Consider the following 18790-nt stretch of genomic DNA (forward strand, 5'->3'; position numbering starts at 1 on the left):
GAAAAAAAAACGAGAATACGGGGAATGTCGCACCAATAATTGGAAGTTCACGAAGGAATATTTGGTCGTTTGCCGAAAACTTTGTAATTTCGCACTCGATTTAAACTTAAACATATATTGTAGATATGATCAACATTACTTTCCCAGACGGTTCTGTTCGCTCGTATGAGCAGGGCGTTACTGGACTTCAGATTGCCGAAAGCATCTCGCCAGCTTTGGCACGCAGCGTATTGGCTTGCGGAGTGAATGGCGAAACAGTGGAACTGAACCGCCCCATTATGGAAGATGCTCAGGTTGAGCTTTATAAATGGGACGATGAGCAAGGTAAACACACATTTTGGCACACTTCTGCACACTTGTTGGCGGAGGCTTTGCAGGAGTTGTATCCTGGCATCCAATTTGGTTTCGGACCTGCTGTCGAGAACGGTTTCTTCTATGATGTGCTGCTGAAAGACGGCGAAAGCATCAAAGAGAGTGATTTCCCAAAGATTGAAGCTAAAATGAAGGAACTGGCTTCGAAGAAAGAGCCCGTGGTTCGCAAAGAGGTGGCCAAGGCTGATGCCCTCAAGGAGTTTGCAGCAGCAGGACAGACCTATAAGTGTGAACACATTGAGCAAGATCTTGAAGACGGTACCATCACAACTTATACACAGGGAGCATTTACCGACCTTTGTCGTGGTCCGCACCTCATGAACACAGGAGAAATCAAGGCTATCAAGCTCACCAATGTTGCTGGAGCTTTCTGGCGTGGCGATGCTACACGTCACCAGATGCAACGTCTCTACGGTGTATCATTCCCCAAGAAGAAGATGCTTGACGAATACCTCGTTATGCTGGAAGAAGCCAAGAAGCGCGATCATCGTAAGATCGGCAAGGAAATGGAACTCTTCATGTTCTCAGAGAATGTTGGTAAGGGACTTCCTATCTGGCTTCCCAAGGGTACAGAACTTCGTTTGCTCTTGCAGGAACACTTGCGTAAAGTACAAAAGCGCTTTGGATATAAGGAAGTTATTACTCCGCATATTGGTTCTAAAAACCTCTACGTTACCTCAGGGCACTATGCACATTATGGCAAGGATTCATTCCAACCCATCCATACTCCAGAGGAGGATGAGGAGTACATGTTGAAACCTATGAACTGTCCGCATCACTGCGAGATTTTTGCATGGAAACCTCGTTCATATCGCGATCTGCCTTTGCGCATTGCTGAATTCGGAACAGTTTATCGTTACGAACAGAGCGGTGAGCTTCATGGACTGACTCGTGTGCGTTCGTTCACGCAAGATGACGCTCATATCTTCTGTCGTCCTGATCAGGTAAAACAAGAGTTCCTCAACGTAATGGACATTATCGGAATCGTGCTGAAGGCTTTCGGCTTCAATTTTGAAGCACAGATTTCTCTTCGTGACCCTAACGACCATGAGAAGTATGTGGGAACCGATGAGGACTGGGCATTGGCAGAGAAAGCCATTGTTGAAGCATGTGAAGAGAAAGGTCTCCATGCCAAGGTAGAATATGGCGAGGCTGCTTTCTATGGTCCTAAACTTGACTTCATGATTAAGGATGCCATTGGTCGTCGTTGGCAGTTGGGTACCATTCAGGTAGACTACAACCTGCCTAAGCGTTTCAAATTGGAATATACCGACGAGGACAACCAGAAGAAGACTCCTGTCATGGTACACCGTGCACCATTCGGTTCACTCGAACGTTTCACCGCCGTACTTATTGAGCATACAAGTGGACATTTCCCACTTTGGCTCACACCTGATCAGGTAGCTATTTTGCCTCTGTCAGAGAAATATAACGACTATGCCAAGGAAGTTGCTAAGATGATGCAAGATGGTGGTGTACGTCCTACCATTGACCTGCGCAACGAAAAGCTCGGTAGAAAGATTCGCGACAACGAATTGAAGCGTATCCCATACATGGTGATTGTAGGCGAAAAGGAACAAGCAGATCGCACAGTTGCAGTACGCCCACAAGGTGGTGGCGAGCAGAAGGTGATGACCATCGAAGACTTCATTGCTCACATTAATGCCGAAGTGGATGAGATGACCAAGGACTTCTAAGATAGAATACACTGATTATTCATAAGATAGGCTGCCAACCTTTCCGTAATTGGATGAGGTTGGCAGTTTTTCTTTATGTGTGATTTTTAATCTCTAATCGTCATACTTCTCTTTGACGTTGAGCCTATTTCAGTATGTCCTTTGTATGCTTTGGCTATTTATACATCGGTATTTTTTATCTTTGCCTTTTTTCTTTTGCTTTTATGCCGAGAATATTTTCATGAACCAATTATATTCTGTAACTTTGCATTTGAAAGTACTAATGTATAACAAATATAATAACATGAAACAATTATTCTTCATTCTTGCGCTCCTACTGGCAACCGGTGGTAGCGTAATGGCAAAATCAGTTAAAAAACAACATGTAATTCTTATCGGACTTGATGGGTGGGGAGCCTATAGTGTACCTAAGGCACATGACATTCCTAATATCAAGAATATGATGGAACACGGTGCATACACACTAATGAAAAGAAGTGTGTTGGAGTCAAGCTCTGCCATCAATTGGGCATCTATGTTTAATGGTGCATGTACAGAACAACACGGCTACACCGAATGGGGATCTCGCACTCCAGAAATTCCATCGGCAATAGTAAATAGTCGTGGAATCTTCCCTACTATATACTATATTTTGTACGAGCAACATCCTGAGGCGGAAACAGCTTGCATGATGGAGTGGGATGGTATTAAATATTTAGTGGATAGTTTGGCAATAAGTAGGGTGGAGGTAGTGGCTGATTACTTAAATAACCTTGACAAACTGACTAAACTTGCGGAAGATTATATCAAGGAAAAGCGTCCCAATTTTGCAGCATTCTGTTATGACGGTATTGACCATGCTGGTCATGAGTCTGGTCATGACACACCAGCCTATTACGATGCAATTGCAAGAGCCGACCGCTATGTGGGTCGTATCATTCAAGCCACAAAAGATGCAGGTATCTTTGAAAATACCATATTTATTATAACCTCCGATCATGGTGGTAAGGAGAAAGGTCATGGCGGTAAGACATTATTAGAAATGGAAACCCCATTTATTATCTATGGAAAAGGTATTAAGGAGGGATATCAAATTACAGATGTGATGATGCAGTTTGACGTGGCTGCCACTATTGCTGAAATTTTCCATCTAAAACGTCCCCAGGCATGGCGTGGACAACCCATTACCAGTGTCTTTAAAGGTCGCAGATAATCTTCTTGATGAAGCGACTCTATGAAACGGAAAAAATAATTCATTATAAAAACATAGGTTGCTAAGTATCCTCTTTCATGATAAGTTAGCAACCTATGTTTTTTATACGAGTTAGCCATATAGCTTTCACCAAGCGTGCCAACTAAAGAGAGCCTTAAAGCATTCCTTTGGTGCTGGGTAGTTGGTAATGGAAGATATCGCGTTTGACGGCCATGCGCAAAGCACGTGCAAGGGCCTTGAAGATGCCTTCAATTTTATGGTGCTCGTTTTGACCTTCAGCACGGATGTTGAGGTTCATGGCAGCCGCATCACTCAGACTCTTGAAGAAATGCAGAAACATCTCTGTTGGCATTTCGCCAATGCGTTCACGATGAAATTCTGCATCCCATACCAACCATGGGCGTCCACCGAAATCTAAACATACTGAGCATTGACAATCGTCCATGGGCAATGCGTAACCATAACGCTCAATGCCTCGTTTGGATCCTAAAGCCTGATGCAGGCAAGCGCCCAGCGCCAAAGCGGTGTCCTCTATGGTGTGGTGCTCATCGACGTGAAGGTCGCCTTTGGTGTGGATGGTCAAGTCCATCATACCGTGTTTTCCAATCTGTTCAAGCATGTGGTCGAAGAACCCTAATCCAGTATGTATGTCACATTGCCCCGTACCATCAATATTCAAACGAACGTAAATATCAGTTTCTTTGGTGGTGCGTCGAACCTCGGCAGTACGGTCACCAGCAAAGATGCGTTCTGTAACCTCATTCCAGTTGCCGATTTGAGCAAATTGGCAACCAATATTTTCTGCAAATTGTCTATCAGTATCTCGGTCGCCAATCACATAGCTGTGAGCCATGTCGTAGTCGGGGTTGTTCATGTATTTCTCCACCAGACCAGTAGCGGGTTTACGCGTGGGCGCATTGTCGTTTGGAAAATGGCGGTCGATGAGTATATCATCAAATTCAACACCTTCGCCCTTCAGCGTTTGAAGTATGAAATTATGAACAGGCCAAAATGTTTCTTCAGGAAATGAATCGGTTCCTAATCCGTCCTGATTGCTCACCATGACAAGCTCATAGTCCGTGTGTTGTCTGAGAAAAGCAAGGTTGCCGATGGCGCCCTCTACGAATTGCAGTTTCTCAAAAGCATCAATTTGTTCGTCCTCGGGTTCTTTGATTATGGTTCCGTCCCGGTCTATGAAGAGTATTCTTTTCATGTTAATTTATGGGGTTTGTGAAAATATATAAAGTGTATGATTTTTATTGTATTCTGATGTTCCATTCATGACGTCTTTTCTCGCCATGGCAGATTTAAAGCGAGCTTTGCTTCTGCTCATTTGGCTTGCCGAAAACGCTGGATTTCATCCTTCGTTTTCTCGCCATGGCAGATTTAAAGCGAGCTTTAATTCTGCTCATTTGGCTTGCCGAAAACGTTGGATTTCATCCTTCGTTTTCTCGCCATGGCATATTTAAAGCGAGCTTTAATTCTGCTCATTTGGCTTGCCGAAAACGCTCTTGTTCACGAGAAACGATGGCGCCATAAGCATAATAACTGTGGAATAGAGCCGGAAGAGTGGCGAAAAACTGGAAAAATCCACAGATGGTAAATGTCACAAAGGTAAGCATTGGCATATAGGCAGGCATGGACAATGGGTCACCATAAAGTTGGCCTGTCTGTGCCGAGAGGTTGGCCATAAACAGGATTTTGGCAGGAAGGCAGATGATGAGATCAACGATGATGGCCCATAGAACATCTATGATTACGATAGCGTAAAGACCACCCCAAAAACGGAGTCCCCCTTTGTAGTTGGCACGCAAGGCCTGTAGGAAAGGAGTGCGTTCACTAAATATATAATGTATCAGGGTAGGAACAATGGGTAGTCCGAAGGCAATAATCAAGAGGGAAAGAATAACTACTGCCACACACACGGTAGTAGAATGAGTAGCGAAAGATTGAGGTGAGGCTATGGAATATGCGATGGTACCGCCTGCCAATAATGCAATGGGTATTATCGTTAGTAAGGAAGTGAAAATACCGCCTTTAACGGTTCGCCACGCTAATAGAAAATTGGGCTTCCACCAACTTGTAGGCAACACTAATGTATGGTTTTCTTTGTGCTCTTTAAGACGTGTCAACACACATCCTATGGTAACTGCGAGTAATAGCATACATACAATCACAAAGACCACGAGAAGTCCACCAGTGATAAAATAACTCTTCTGTGAGTCAATAAGTGCAGTACTGTCTGCACCGTGTTGTGTTAAAGTTATCAGTTTCATAACGACCTTGGGCATTTGTACCGCAGCAACCAATCCTGTAAGACCGACCATAAGTGAGTAGGCTAATGCCATCAGCCATGAAGACTTAAATACAGTGCGAAAATGTGCTGTATAGAAACGGAATCCAGAAGAAACAACTGCTCTGTAGCTGCGCGGTTTCATCAGCTCGTCGATTTGCTCTTTACTATTCATTTAATCTTTAATTTTAGAAATCGAAGCCAAAGGTAGTCAATTATATTTAAAAAATAGGTGAAGACTGCAAAGAATTAAGAGATTTTTTCTAACTTTGCATGAAATTAAAGAAACTATACGCATGTTAGAGACCGTAAAATGGGGATTTATCGGTTGCGGAGAAGTAACTGAGAAAAAAAGTGGACCTGCCTTTTCTGAGGTTGAGGGTTCTACTGTAGTGGCTGTTATGAGTCGTACCGAAAAACGTGCACGAAGCTATGCTGTTTGCCATGGAATACCCAAATGGTACACAGATGCTCAAGAGCTCATAGATGACCCTGATGTCAATGCCGTCTATGTTGCCACGCCTCCGTCGAGTCATGCTACTTATGCCATTATGGCCATGCGTGCAGGAAAACCCGTTTATGTGGAGAAGCCATTGGCTGCCTCATATGACGATTGTGCGCGAATCAATCGAGTAAGTGAAGAAACAGGAGTGCCCTGTTTTGTAGCATATTATCGTCGTTATCTGCCTTATTTCCTTAAGGTGAAGGAAATTGTGGATAGTGGTCGTATTGGTCGTCTTGTCAATGTGCAGGTGCGTTTTGCTGTGCCTCCACGAGCACTTGACTATGACCGACCAGATAAAATGCCGTGGCGCTTGCAGCCCGATGTGGCAGGAGGTGGCTATTTCTACGATTTGGCTCCTCATCAGTTGGATTTGTTGCAATATATGTTTGGCACCATTATTGAGGCTCGTGGAATTAAGGCTAACAGAGGTGGTCTCTATGAGGTTGAAGATTCCGTTAGTGCCTGCTTCGAATTTGAAAACGGAGTACCAGGAAGTGGCTCCTGGTGTTTTGTAGCTCATGAGTCAGCACAGGAAGATCGTATCGAACTGATTGGTGATCAAGGATCGGTGAGTTTCTCAGTATTTGTCTATCAGCCAATTCGTCTGCATACCAGCGAAGGCGAGGAAAACATTACCGTACCTAATCCCCCATACGTACAGTATCCCATTATTAAGAATGTGATAGAACATTTGAGAGGAATTGGCGTTTGTGAGTGTACAAGTATATCGGCAACTCCAGTTAATTGGGTGCTCGATCGTATTCTTGGTAAGTTCTAAAAAAAAGATGATGACGGTGGAATACTTAAGAATGGTATTGATTGTTCTTGTGTTGGCATTGGCTACGACGATGAAAGGCCATGCTACTCAAGTTCTGCCGTCTGTTAACTATCCTGTAAAAGCGGAAACTGATACACAAAAAGTACCAACGGAAGTTTCTGTACCTCCCAAGCGCAAATTGAGTTGGTTGCGGCGTACTATACGCGGATTCAGTTATATTGATACAAATTATGTAGAACCGCAACATTATAACTGGGCAGTTATGCTACAAGCTACCCAAAGTTACGACATCTATCAATTACGTACGTCAGAGAAGAATGGGCAGTCTTTGACATTTTCTCCGAATCCGACCGTAAAAATCGGACCATATTTTGGATGGAGGTGGGTATTTCTTGGTTATACTTTCGATGTAAAGCACTTTGGATTCAACCAAGAAAAAGCCAAACAAGGTTGGGATTTTAGTATCTATGCTGCTCAGGTCGGTCTTGACATTTTTTATCGTAAGACAGGAAGCGATTACAAAATAAGTAGGGTGAGACTATCTGATAAAAGCTCTGAGCAGCTGTTGAAAGGCCACTCATTTGATGGACTCAAGGTTGGAACTACAGGTTTCAATCTCTATTATATTTTCAACCACCAACGTTTCTCTTATCCTGCTGCTTTTGCACAAAGTACATGTCAGAAAATCAGTTGTGGTTCATGGATGGCTGGTATAGGATATTCGCACAATAGTCTGTCGTTTGACCATGAACGGTTACAAGATCTTATAGATAAAAACGAAGGAATGCATGGTGAACAACTCGATAGTGCACTAATGTTCAATAAAGTGAAATACTACAACTATAATGCTTCCGTGGGCTATGCTTATAATTGGGTTTTTGCACCTAATTTTCTGTTCTGCGCCAGTACATCGTTGGCTCTTGCCTATAAAAAAACGAAGGGAGAAATGAAAGAACCTGCAGCACATGGATTTGATATAAACAATGTTAATATTGATGGAATAGGACGATTCGGGCTTGTCTTCAATAATACCCGTTTTTTTGCAGGACTGAGTGCTATCGTCTATTGGAACAACTATAAGAAATCTCGTTTTTCCGCAAGTAATATATATGGTACAGTAAATGCCTATGTAGGTTATAATTTCGGTAAACGTGGAAGATATAAAAACAGAAAACAGTGATGAAAAAATATATTCTGATGCTCATTATGGGCATTTCGCTGCAAATTCACGCACAACGTTGTGTTTATCAAAAGGTGGATAGTGTAAAAATTGTGACTATGCTGCAAAAGGCGGTTTCTAATCATAAGAACAAGACGCCGCTATTCTTTGCCCATCAATTGATAGGACGGCCTTATGTGGCTCATACACTTGAAGGTCAACCGACAGAACGACTTGTGGTTAATACCCGACAGCTTGACTGTACCACCCTTGTGGAAACGGTGACCGCACTTACCATCTGTGCAAAAAACAAGCAAACCTCGTTCGATGCTTATTGTAGCATGTTGGAAAAATTACGTTACCATCATCACAAAATCAATGGATATACGTCCAGATTGCATTATTTTACAGACTGGATACTGTCTAATGGAAAAGCCGGATGGGTTAAGGAAATTCAAAGCAACAATACCCCATTTACTGCGGTACAAAACGTCCGTGTAGGCTATATGAGTGCTCATCCGCTATCCTATGTGGCCTTGAAGAACAATCCTAAGGATGTCAAAGTGATAGCTGCACAAGAACGGAAACTTACAGGACAGACCTTCAGTTATATTCCCAATAAACAGATTACAAATAGCAAGATTCTTCGACAGACGATACATGATGGCGATATTTTAGCTATTGTAACCAATAAGAAAGGGCTCGATATTTCACATGTCGGATTTGCAGAATGGAAAAGTGATGGATTGCATTTACTCAATGCGTCTATGATACATAAAAAAGTGGTGCTCGAACCTATGACACTTGCTCAGTATATGAAGAAGCATCCATCATTTCTTGGAATTCGCGTTATTAGAATAAAATAGTATAAAACAAATTTAAAACTGAAAAATATGGAATTACCTGATTTCATGAGTTATGCCAACAAGTTCTCTCAGTCAGACTTCGTTGAAAAGATTTCACGCATCGCTAAACGTGCCGGTGCGAAGTTGGTCTATGCGGCCCTTATCCTGTACTATACGTTACAAAGCGACAAAGTAAGTACAGCCAATAAAGCGCTGATTATTGGAGCGCTGGGATATATGATTAGTCCCTTGGATGTTATTCCTGATGCAATTCCCATTGTGGGATTGACCGATGACCTTGCAGTATTGCTCTATGTACTGAAAAAAGTATGGGGCGATGTGGCACCTGAAATACAGGAAAAAGCAAAACAACGCTTAAGCAAATGGTTTGACGAGGACGAAATAGAAGAAGCAAACGATCTCTTCGGTAAGTCAGAATGATCCGAGAATACGACGTTAGAGTAATACCGCAAGTGGCTGCCTGCGAACAGAATCTTGTGGCGTTTTTGGCAGATGAGTACGGCTTTGACAGACGTACGGTGAAAAGTGTACGTGTCTTGCGGCGGAGTATTGACGCAAGACAACGTAGGGTGGTGGTAAACCTCAAGGTGCGATTATACATCAACGAACTGCCCACAGACGAGGCCTACGAACAGACAATTTATGGCGATGTGTCAGACAAACCTGCCGTTGTGGTAGTGGGCGAGGGGCCTGGCGGACTTTTTTCCGCTTTACGCCTTGTGGAGCTCGGACTTCGTCCTATCGTGTTGGAACGCGGTAAGGATGTTCGCGAAAGAAAGCGTGATCTTTCGTTGATAACCAAAAATCAACGTGTTGATGGCGAAAGCAACTATTGCTACGGAGAAGGTGGGGCAGGTGCCTATTCAGATGGAAAACTCTATACACGTAGCAAAAAAAGAGGAAACACTACCAAAATACTCAATGTGTTCTGTCAGCATGGTGCTTCAACCGCTATATTGGCAGACGCACATCCTCATATTGGTACCGATAAGTTGCCACGTGTGATAGAAAATATGCGCCACACCATTTTACAATGTGGAGGTGAAGTGCATTTTCAAACGAAGATGACACGGCTCATGTTGAAAGACGATGTGGTGGTAGGTGTAGAGGCTGTCTATTTACCCACAGGAGAACAGCAAGTTTTCAAGGGCCCCGTGATTCTCGCAACAGGACATTCTGCACGTGATGTCTATCGTTATCTCGCAGATGCGCATATTGAGTTGGAAGCCAAAGGCATTGCTGTTGGTGTGCGCCTGGAGCATCCTTCTGCTCTGATAGACCAAATTCAGTATCATTCTAAACAGGGACGTGGACGTTATCTTCCTGCCGCAGAATATTCTTTTGTGACGCAGGTTGAAGGACGTGGTGTATATTCGTTTTGTATGTGTCCGGGAGGTTTCGTAATACCTGCCGCAACAGATCAGCAACAGATTGTTGTTAACGGAATGTCACCTAGCAACCGAGGTGGACAATGGAGTAATAGCGGTATGGTAGTAGAAATCAGACCAGAAGACGTTGAAGGAGATGATCCACTTTGCATGATGCGTTTCCAGCAACAGATGGAGTATGACTGTTGGTTGCAAGGCAATAGGAAACAAACCGCTCCAGCACAACGTATGGCTGATTTCGTAAATGGTAGACTCAGTGCCGACCTACCGCGGTCATCGTATGCACCAGGGCTCATATCTTCACCACTTCACTTTTGGATGCCACCAGCTGTAAGCAATCGGTTAAAAGCAGGATTTTTACAGTTTGGAAAGTCATCACATGGCTTTTTAACCAACGAAGCATTGATGATAGGCGTTGAAACTCGTACCTCTTCGCCAGTACGTATTGTACGCGACCGTGACACTTTAATGCACGTTCGCATTAGAGGCCTTTTTCCTTGTGGTGAGGGCGCAGGCTATGCGGGAGGAATTGTTTCAGCAGGCGTCGATGGAGAACGTTGTGCCGAAATGTGTGCTAAATATTTGGGTGTTTGCTGATTTTTTAGTAATTTTGCGCGGAAATTGAAACAATAAATTCATTGCAATGAATATTTCTTATAAATGGTTAAAAGAATATGTTGACTTCGACCTGACGCCACAGGAAGTGTGTGACGCCTTGACATCTACTGGTCTCGAAGTTGACGCACTTGAAGAAGTTCAGAGTATTAAAGGTGGTCTTAAAGGTCTGTATGTTGGCAAAGTAGTCACCTGTGAAATGCATCCTAATTCAGATCATCTGCATGTGACAACTGTTGACCTCGGTCGTGAGTCACTATCGCAGATCGTATGTGGAGCGCCAAATGTTGCTGAAGGACAGAAAGTCATAGTGGCAGATTTGGGCTGTGTCCTGTATGATGGCGATAAGGAGTTTGTTATTAAGAAATCAAAACTGCGAGGTGTAGAATCTTGTGGTATGATTTGTGCAGAAGACGAGATAGGTGTTGGTAATTCACATGATGGAATTATCGTATTGCCTGAAGATGCAAAGGTCGGAATGACTGCCGCAGAATATTACCATTTGGAGAGCGATTGGCTCATCGAGGTTGATATTACTGCCAATCGTGCTGATGCACTTTCACATTGGGGAGTGGCTCGCGACCTTTATGCTTGGCTCAAGCAAAATGGTTATAAAACACAACTTCACAAGCCTTCAACGGCAGATTTTAAGGTAGATAACCACGACTTACCCATTGAAGTGGTTATTGAGAACCAGGAAGCTTGCAAGCGTTATGCATGTGTTAGTGTTACAGACTGTGAAGTGAAAGAATCCCCTGATTGGCTGAAAAATAAACTTTCTACCATCGGTCTGAGACCAATCAATAACATCGTTGATATTACCAACTATGTGATGATGGCACTGGGTCAACCTTTGCATTGTTTTGACGCAGATATGGTAACAGGACGAAAGATTGTAGTGAAAACCATGCCAGAGGGGACTCCATTCCAAACTCTTGATGGAGTAGATCATAAACTTTCAGAACGTGACCTCGCCATTTGTAATGCAGAATCACCTATGTGTATTGCAGGTGTATTCGGTGGAAAGGGTAGTGGTACGTATGAAACCACTCGTAATGTGGTTCTTGAGAGTGCTTATTTCCATCCTACCTGGATAAGAAAGTCTGCACGTCGCCACGGTCTGTCAACCGATGCTTCATTTAGATTTGAGCGTGGTGTAGATCCGAATGGTACAGTAGAGGCTTTGAAATATGCAGCAATGCTTTGTAAGCAGTTGGCAGGTGGTAAGGTTTCTATGGAAATCTGTGATGTATATCCAAAACCTATTAAAGATGCAGTGGTTGACCTGAAGTTTGACTATGTAAACTCACTCATTGGAAAAAACATCGATGTGGTTACATTGAAGTCAATCTGTCTCTCGCTCGAAATGGAAATCATTGAAGAAAACGAACTTGGCTTAACACTTAAAGTTCCAGCCTATCGTGTAGATGTACAACGTCCTTGTGATGTGGTTGAAGATATTTTACGCATCTATGGTTACAATAATGTGGAAATTCCAACACAGTTGAAGAGTTCACTCGTTATAAAAGGTGAGGAAGACCATAAACACAAAATGGCCAATCTCGTCAGCGAACAACTTGTTGGCATGGGCTTCAATGAAATTCTAAATAATTCGCTGACAAAAGCCGCTTATTATGGTGAACGTCAGGATACGTTGGTGAAAATCATGAATCCGCTTTCATCTGACTTGAACGTCATGCGACAATCATTGCTTTATGGAGGATTGGAAAGTATTGAACACAATGCCAATAGAAGAAATGGAAACTGCCGTTTCTTCGAATTTGGAAATGTTTATTATTTTGATCCGAATAAGACAAATGAAGAAAATCCAATGCAAGCCTATACAGAACAGTATCACCTCGGTATTTGGCTCACTGGTAAACGAATTACAGGATCTTGGGCGCATCCTGACGAAGATTTCTCATTTGCAGAACTGCGCGCTTACGTTGAAAACATCCTTACTCGAATCGGATTACAGTCTGGTATGGTTGTGCGCAAAAAATCAACAAATGAGATTTTTAGTGCTGGACTGACATACGAAAATCGTGGTGGTAAGGTTTTGTTGGAGATGGGCGTTCTGTCAAAGAAGGAACAGAAAGCTGCAGGTATCGACACACCTGTATATTATGCAGAACTGAATTGGACAGCTTTGATGAAAGCTGTACGCAAACAAAAGGTTCTTTACACCGAGATTGCAAAATATCCTATAGTAAGCCGTGATCTTGCATTGCTTATTGATCAACAGGTTGAATTTGCTCAGATTGAGGAGGTTGCCCGTCAGACAGAAAAGAAACTCTTGAAGAAAGTGGAACTCTTTGACGTCTATGAAGGAAAGAACCTTCCAGAAGGTAAGAAAAGCTATGCAGTAAATTTCATTCTCCAGGATACTGAGAAAACGATGGGAGATAAACAGATTGATGCTATCATGCAGAAGCTCATCAATAACCTTAAGCAGAAACTTGGTGCCGAACTTCGTTAATTCAAAGAAATAATAATAAAAAAATACAATAAAATGGGAAGAGCATTTGAATATCGTAAAGCTGCAAAGCTGAAAAGATGGGGCCACATGGCCAAAACATTCACAAAAATTGGTAAACAAATAGCAATTGCCGTTAAGGCTGGTGGACCAGACCCTGACATGAACCCTGCTTTGCGTGCCATTATTGCCAATGCAAAGCGCGAAAACATGCCGAAGGATAACATCGAGCGTGCTATCAAAAACGCCATGGGTAAAGATCAGAGTGATTATAAGGAAGTGACTTATGAAGGATATGGTCCTCATGGAATTGCCATCTTCGTAGATACACTGACCGACAATACCACCCGTACTGTGGGAGACGTACGCTCAGTATTCAACAAGTTCAACGGAAACTTGGGTACTCAAGGATCACTCTCTTTCCTTTTCGACCATAAGGCCGTGTTCACTTTCAAAAAGAAAGATGGATTGGATATGGATGAGATGATTCTTGACCTCATTGATTACGGAGTAGAAGATGAATTCGACGAAGATGAGGAAGAAAACAGCATCACCATCTATGGTGATCCTCAGTCTTTTGGCGCAATTCAGAAGCATTTGGAAGAAAACGGATTTGAAGTAACAGGCGCTGAGTTTACTCGTATTCCTAACGACCTCAAAGATGTTACTCCAGAAGAGCGTGAGACTATCGACAAAATGGTTGAAAAGCTTGAGGACTTCGATGACGTTCAGACTGTTTATACAAACATGAAACCTGAAATCGTAGAAGAATAATAAGTTGGTCTCAATGGCAACAAAGCATATTTGTTACGAAACGCATGGTACATGTTCTAGAATGATTGATGTAACATGCGATGAAAATAATATTATTCAGCAGGTCTTTTTTCTTGGAGGTTGTAATGGCAATCTTCAAGGAATTGGCCAACTGGTGAAAGGACAGCATATTGATGATGTGATCCACAAAATTAATGGAATCCGTTGTGGAACCAAAAACACCAGTTGTCCTGACCAACTTTGTAGAGCTTTGGAAATACTTAAAGAAAAAGCGGTTGATGATTAATTCATCAACCGTTTTTACTTCGTATGCTCGGCATGAACATTGTTTAACCCCAAAAACGTTTTCACGTAGGCAATCGATGCCTAAAACATGAAGATTATTCGATGATGATACCGCCATTAGGCTGAATCACAACCTTTGCCTTACCATCCTTGCCAACCTTCAAAGTCTTCTTGACAGAAGTGAAGAACTTCTCGCCCTTCTTCTTTGGTTGGTCGGTGATATAAGTAACGGTCTTACCCGCAAACATCGGCAAATCCAAGGTCAGGACAAGAGGCTTGTCGGTTGCATTCAAACCACCCACAAACCATCTGCCAGCTGTAAGCGCTGCACCCGAACCATTCTCTACACTCGACTTGCGGGCCACTACCGCATACTTGGTTGGATAACCGGCAATATACTTGATATCCTCCCAAGCTGTAGGTACATTTTTGAGCCAATCCAACTCCCACTGTGGCACATCCTGCAAGTTGTTAGGATAGAGACAGATGCAGTTCACGCTGCTTTGGTTGGTAATGGCAGTAGCCATCTCAAACACATCGCTGGTATAACGCTGATGACGGCTCTTGTTGTCCTTGGAGAAATACTTGTTCATCATCACGCCACCCCAGTCGAAACTAGCTACGGCATTTCTTGCAAACGGATGCATCGTCATCTCGAAAGCCTCCTTCTTGGCATGATAATCCGTGAAAAATACATTCTCTGAAGCCAGGGCAGCCTCACTCGAAACATAGTTAGGATACATACGCTCCCAGCCACGAGGCATGGTGCAGCCATGGAAGATAACCTCCAAGCCATAATCGTTGGCATCGCTGAGGATATCCTCGTAAAGCTTCATCGTCTCCTGCTTGTCGCCACCGAAGAAATCCACCTTGATGCCTACTACACCAATCTTCTTCATCCAAGCCATCTCCTTCTTGCGGGCGATGGAATTGTTCATGATCTGACGAGGAGTCTGGGGAGCATCATTCTCGAAACCGTTGGAATTGTACCAGAGCATCAGCCTTACCTTCTTGCTCTGTGCATACTTACTCAACTCTTCGATGCGCTTTCTGCCTATCTGCTTGTCCCACCAGTTATCTACCAGAACAGCCTCGTAACCCTGGGCTGCAGCCACATCCACCATTTTCACCTGGTCATCATAGTTGATGGAACCATCCTGCCAGATGAGCCAGCTCCAGGTATAGCGTGATGGCTTGTAAGTCTGGGATGCCTCATACAAAGGCTCCACCACATCGTAAGGGATAGTGGTCTCTACGACAGGAGCCAGCGAAGAACCCACGGTGATGGTACGCCAAGGAGTCTCGCCCGGCAATGGGATACCGGCATATTCAGAACCAATGCCATTGTTCTCACCCTTCTGAGGAAAGGCGATGGTATAGCCCTTGCCCGGCTCGTAATCTGAAAGACGGCAGCCAGGATAAGCACTCGACACACCGGTTTCGCTGACCAATACCCATCCGTCACTGCCCACCTTGAAGAGACATGGGAAAGTATAGCCCACCCCGAACTGTGACTTCACGTTCATAGGAGCATCAGGAGTATATTCCTCCTCATAAGATGGCTTGGTGCGCTCCCAACCGGTCATCGGAGTAATCTGAGGACAGAGGAAGGTAGTGGTCTTCTCCGGGAAATTGAATCCGCTCACCTCATTATATATAATCACCGACTTAGGATTATCCTTCTCAGGACGGCTCATCTCATACCTGTAGGCGATGTCGTTGTTGCTTACATGAAGATGGAGGGTCATGGAATCCTTCTTACTGTTGAGGAAACCGATGGTAGCATCCACCACATCCTTCCTGATATCACTCTTCTTGATGCGGCTCATCTTGTAAGAAAGCGGCTTCACTTCACCACCATTCAGGATGCCCATGGTGAGATCCTTTGAGAAATCACCGTAATTGGCAACCAATCCGAGCGCCGAAGTTCCCAGCATCTGCTTGCCATTGTAATCTACCGTGTAGGAAGCCTTGCCTCCCTCACAAGCAACATTCACCACCAATTTACCGTCTGGCGACTTCACCGTATAATTGTTAGCCTGCATACCCAAAGCAGCAAGCAACAAAATACCAGCGATACTCATTTTTTGCTTCATATTATTTCCTTTTTAGGTTTGATTTATTTTTAAGGCTTGTTTTTATGCTTGCAAAGATAAGCAAAATCTTGAAGAAAGAGGTGGAAGAATCATTCAAAAAAAAAACAGGAGGACAAAAAAACAGGGTGACAGGTTCCCGTTTCACTCTTGACGCAGAAACATGAAACATGAAACATGAAACATGAAACATGAACCCTTAACCGTGAACCGAAAAAAAGCACCCACGAACCACACTGTGCGGTTCATGGGTTTGCCAGAGGGAGCAAGTCATCCGATGGTGAAACCAAGAGCCGAGAGAACGGCAGTGATGGTGGTCAAAGCAATGTTGATGATGACGCTCCACTTGTTTTTAGAATCTTGAGTCATGATAGTTTTCTGTTAATGATGTCACGATAGTCTTTAATGCCGAGAAAGGTGGCACATAGTATCAAGAGCTGGGCAACGAGGATGAGTACCGATCCCGAAATCTCACCTTGCGGAGGCATCATCATGCCAGCTGCAGCAAAGAGGATGGCACAGACGAAACTGGCCAATGAGAGTATTCGTTTCATACGCTAAATGTGTTGGGGTTAAAGCGTCCCGCAGACGTTCCGCAGGACGCTGTGGTTCAACCTTCAAGTCCGCCACCGCCGCCGCTGGTGCTGTCACCGCCACCGCTGGTGCTGTCACCGCCACCGCTGATGTTGCCACCGCCACCGCTGGTGCTGTCACCGCCACCGCTGATGTTGCCACCGCCACCGCTGGTGCTGCTGCCGTTAGCATCCTCAGTGCCCTTCATGAGCGAGTCGATGTTGACGAACTCGGCTTTCTTCAGGAACTCGCGGCTGGAGATGTTCAGCTCCGTGGCCTGCTCGGGCAGGAAGCGGATGTGCAGGGCCTTGAGGTGCTTCCCGACGTTGAAATCCTCCTTCTTCTCGGCGCCGCCTGGTTGGTTCTCCAGTGTGCAGTAGAACGTGCCGAGGCCGTCAATCTTCACCTTCTTCGACTCCAGCAGCATCTCGACGAGGCACGCGCGAAACCTCTCCAGCACGCCGTACACCACGTCGGGCGTGTAGATAGAGCCGTGCTCCGAGATGTGCTGCGCCAGCCGGCGCGTGTTCAGCGTTTCGAGGTTCTTCACCTGCGCGAAGTGCTTGCCGTAAGCAGCCGACTTCGTGTTCTTGTTCTCTTTCACTTCATAGATAATCTTTGCCATAGTTGTGTGTTTTCATGGTATTAGAATCCTTTGCGGCCAACTGCATCGGGTGGCTGCCTCCCGCTTTCGTGTCTCTCATGATTGACTCTGCAAGTGAAGTGCAAGGCGAACGCAGAGCTGAGCTCGCTCGATGCATCTCAAATGCATCGGCAAAGGTACTACATTTCTCGCTTCGCTCCAAATTTCAGTCCTCCAATTGGGGCGATTTTCAGCACCAATTCACGCCGTTTTTGACGAGCCGTAATTTTCGAGGCATAAATCCGCAATATACGGCCATCGTGTTTTACTTCTCGTCGATGGCGGGCAAGGTGCACCGATTTCTTACACCTTACAATCTTACAATTATAAATTTTCGTGTGCTTATAGTTATAGTAGTATATATATTATATAATATATATACTACTATCTCTTTTTCATTCTCATTTTCATCAATTGTAAGATTGTAAGACTGTAAGATGTAAGGCGTAAGACGGTCAGAGGCAAATTGCCAATAATTACTAAAGATGTCGGCAAAGTGTGATAAGTATCAGAAAAAATGTGTAACTTTGCAGACATATTGACTGAACATATGTACGGCATAGACATCAAAGAGGACGAACTGTTGGCGATGGGCGGCGGCATTGGACGCGCATGGCCTACAAAGGCACACTCGGCTATGAGCGGCAGGGCGACAATATAGAAACGAAAGAATTGATAAACGATGAATACAGAAGTGCTGCTTGATGAATGGTACGGAACAAGGAAAGAGCTGTTCGACTTGGAAGAATGGCTTGACATTGATGCGTTCGATGACGTTGACGATGACGGCAACGTTTTCCATGTAGCAGAGCATGATATATACAAGAAGCAATACGAAATCATCGTCAGCGCAATGGGAACGATGAATGCTGACTCCGTGTTCTATGATTGGAGCAACTTCAACTTTGAAATTGTATCTGATGACGGATTTACGCAGGTTCTGTCAAGTGTACCGCAAGCATACATGCGAAAAAGCATCCGCAAGGCGTACAACAATTTTCTTGAAAGATTCAAATTGGGTAGCTCCGAAATGAACAATTGGGAATGGAACGTATCGTAGTTAACAATACAGAAAAACTAC

At 44.0% G+C, this 18790-nt stretch carries 18 protein-coding genes; 12 read left to right on the top strand and 6 right to left on the bottom strand.

What is annotated here, in order from left to right; translation table 11 throughout:
- The first annotated feature begins 125 nt into the window (after positions 1-125).
- Together thrS and CIK96_RS00245 are read left to right on the top strand one after the other, a co-directional pair.
- Positions 126-2069: a threonine--tRNA ligase gene (thrS, locus tag CIK96_RS00240; RefSeq protein ID WP_094390801.1), complete on the top strand. Its 1944-nt coding sequence runs from the start codon at positions 126-128 to the stop codon at positions 2067-2069.
- A 283-nt stretch (positions 2070-2352) separates the two neighbouring features.
- Positions 2353-3261, top strand: coding sequence for an alkaline phosphatase (locus CIK96_RS00245; protein WP_094439057.1), 909 nt, complete (start codon positions 2353-2355; stop codon positions 3259-3261).
- A 154-nt stretch (positions 3262-3415) separates the two neighbouring features.
- Here the strand turns inward: CIK96_RS00245 and hisB are convergent, their stop codons facing one another.
- Both hisB and CIK96_RS00255 read right to left on the bottom strand, forming a co-directional pair.
- Positions 3416-4474: a bifunctional histidinol-phosphatase/imidazoleglycerol-phosphate dehydratase HisB gene (gene hisB, locus CIK96_RS00250; RefSeq protein ID WP_094435338.1), complete on the bottom strand. Its 1059-nt coding sequence runs from the start codon at positions 4472-4474 to the stop codon at positions 3416-3418.
- A gap of 274 nt (positions 4475-4748) precedes the next feature.
- Positions 4749-5729 carry a hypothetical protein gene (locus CIK96_RS00255; RefSeq protein ID WP_094438933.1) on the bottom strand — a complete coding sequence of 327 codons (981 nt, stop codon included), beginning with the start codon at positions 5727-5729 and terminating at the stop codon, positions 4749-4751.
- Positions 5730-5850: 121 nt separating this feature from the next.
- Here CIK96_RS00255 and CIK96_RS00260 point away from each other — a divergent pair, with 121 nt between their 5' ends.
- Genes CIK96_RS00260 through CIK96_RS00295 form a run of 8 tightly spaced genes read left to right on the top strand, consistent with a single transcriptional unit; the run spans position 5851 to position 14401 of the window.
- Positions 5851-6837 carry a Gfo/Idh/MocA family protein gene (locus CIK96_RS00260; protein ID WP_094390798.1) on the top strand — a complete coding sequence of 329 codons (987 nt, stop codon included), beginning with the start codon at positions 5851-5853 and terminating at the stop codon, positions 6835-6837.
- A 7-nt stretch (positions 6838-6844) separates the two neighbouring features.
- On the top strand, positions 6845-8017 hold the full coding sequence (locus tag CIK96_RS00265) for a DUF4421 domain-containing protein (RefSeq protein WP_094390797.1): 1173 nt from the start codon (positions 6845-6847) through the stop codon (positions 8015-8017).
- Positions 8017-8862, top strand: coding sequence for an N-acetylmuramoyl-L-alanine amidase-like domain-containing protein (locus CIK96_RS00270; protein WP_094438935.1), 846 nt, complete (start codon positions 8017-8019; stop codon positions 8860-8862). Before CIK96_RS00265 ends, CIK96_RS00270 begins: the two co-directional genes overlap by 1 nt.
- A gap of 27 nt (positions 8863-8889) precedes the next feature.
- The gene (locus tag CIK96_RS00275; protein WP_173839783.1) at positions 8890-9282 is read left to right on the top strand and encodes a YkvA family protein; all 393 of its coding nucleotides are present in this window, start codon (positions 8890-8892) and stop codon (positions 9280-9282) included.
- Entirely contained in the window at positions 9279-10847 is a 1569-nt protein-coding gene (locus CIK96_RS00280; RefSeq protein WP_094390794.1) for an NAD(P)/FAD-dependent oxidoreductase, read from the top strand. Before CIK96_RS00275 ends, CIK96_RS00280 begins: the two co-directional genes overlap by 4 nt.
- A gap of 46 nt (positions 10848-10893) precedes the next feature.
- Complete coding sequence (gene pheT, locus CIK96_RS00285) at positions 10894-13344, top strand: phenylalanine--tRNA ligase subunit beta (protein ID WP_094438939.1); 2451 nt, start codon at positions 10894-10896, stop codon at positions 13342-13344.
- A 33-nt stretch (positions 13345-13377) separates the two neighbouring features.
- A complete protein-coding gene (locus CIK96_RS00290) occupies positions 13378-14115 on the top strand; it encodes a YebC/PmpR family DNA-binding transcriptional regulator (protein WP_094390792.1) in 738 nt (245 codons plus the stop codon).
- A gap of 13 nt (positions 14116-14128) precedes the next feature.
- On the top strand, positions 14129-14401 hold the full coding sequence (locus CIK96_RS00295) for a TIGR03905 family TSCPD domain-containing protein (RefSeq protein WP_094438941.1): 273 nt from the start codon (positions 14129-14131) through the stop codon (positions 14399-14401).
- A 94-nt stretch (positions 14402-14495) separates the two neighbouring features.
- Here CIK96_RS00295 and CIK96_RS00300 read toward each other — a convergent pair whose 3' ends face one another.
- The 4 genes from CIK96_RS00300 to CIK96_RS00310 form a co-directional block, all read right to left on the bottom strand.
- The gene (locus CIK96_RS00300) at positions 14496-16496 is read right to left on the bottom strand and encodes a glycoside hydrolase family 97 protein (protein ID WP_094435324.1); all 2001 of its coding nucleotides are present in this window, start codon (positions 16494-16496) and stop codon (positions 14496-14498) included.
- Positions 16497-16763: 267 nt separating this feature from the next.
- Positions 16764-16862: a smalltalk protein gene (locus tag CIK96_RS13125; RefSeq protein ID WP_158214619.1), complete on the bottom strand. Its 99-nt coding sequence runs from the start codon at positions 16860-16862 to the stop codon at positions 16764-16766.
- Positions 16859-17047, bottom strand: coding sequence for a hypothetical protein (locus CIK96_RS00305; protein WP_094390789.1), 189 nt, complete (start codon positions 17045-17047; stop codon positions 16859-16861). Before CIK96_RS00305 ends, CIK96_RS13125 begins: the two co-directional genes overlap by 4 nt.
- 56 nt (positions 17048-17103) lie before the next feature.
- Positions 17104-17691, bottom strand: coding sequence for a hypothetical protein (locus CIK96_RS00310; RefSeq protein WP_094438943.1), 588 nt, complete (start codon positions 17689-17691; stop codon positions 17104-17106).
- Positions 17692-18226: 535 nt separating this feature from the next.
- Between CIK96_RS00310 and CIK96_RS13130 the strand changes: the two genes are divergently transcribed.
- Positions 18227-18370 (top strand): hypothetical protein, encoded by a 144-nt coding sequence (locus CIK96_RS13130; RefSeq protein WP_158214653.1) that lies wholly within the window; start codon positions 18227-18229, stop codon positions 18368-18370.
- A 21-nt stretch (positions 18371-18391) separates the two neighbouring features.
- A complete protein-coding gene (locus CIK96_RS00315) occupies positions 18392-18769 on the top strand; it encodes a hypothetical protein (protein WP_094390787.1) in 378 nt (125 codons plus the stop codon).
- Positions 18770-18790: the final 21 nt, after the last annotated feature.

This window comes from Prevotella sp. P4-98 (genome assembly GCF_002251405.1).
Taxonomy (GTDB): domain Bacteria; phylum Bacteroidota; class Bacteroidia; order Bacteroidales; family Bacteroidaceae; genus Prevotella.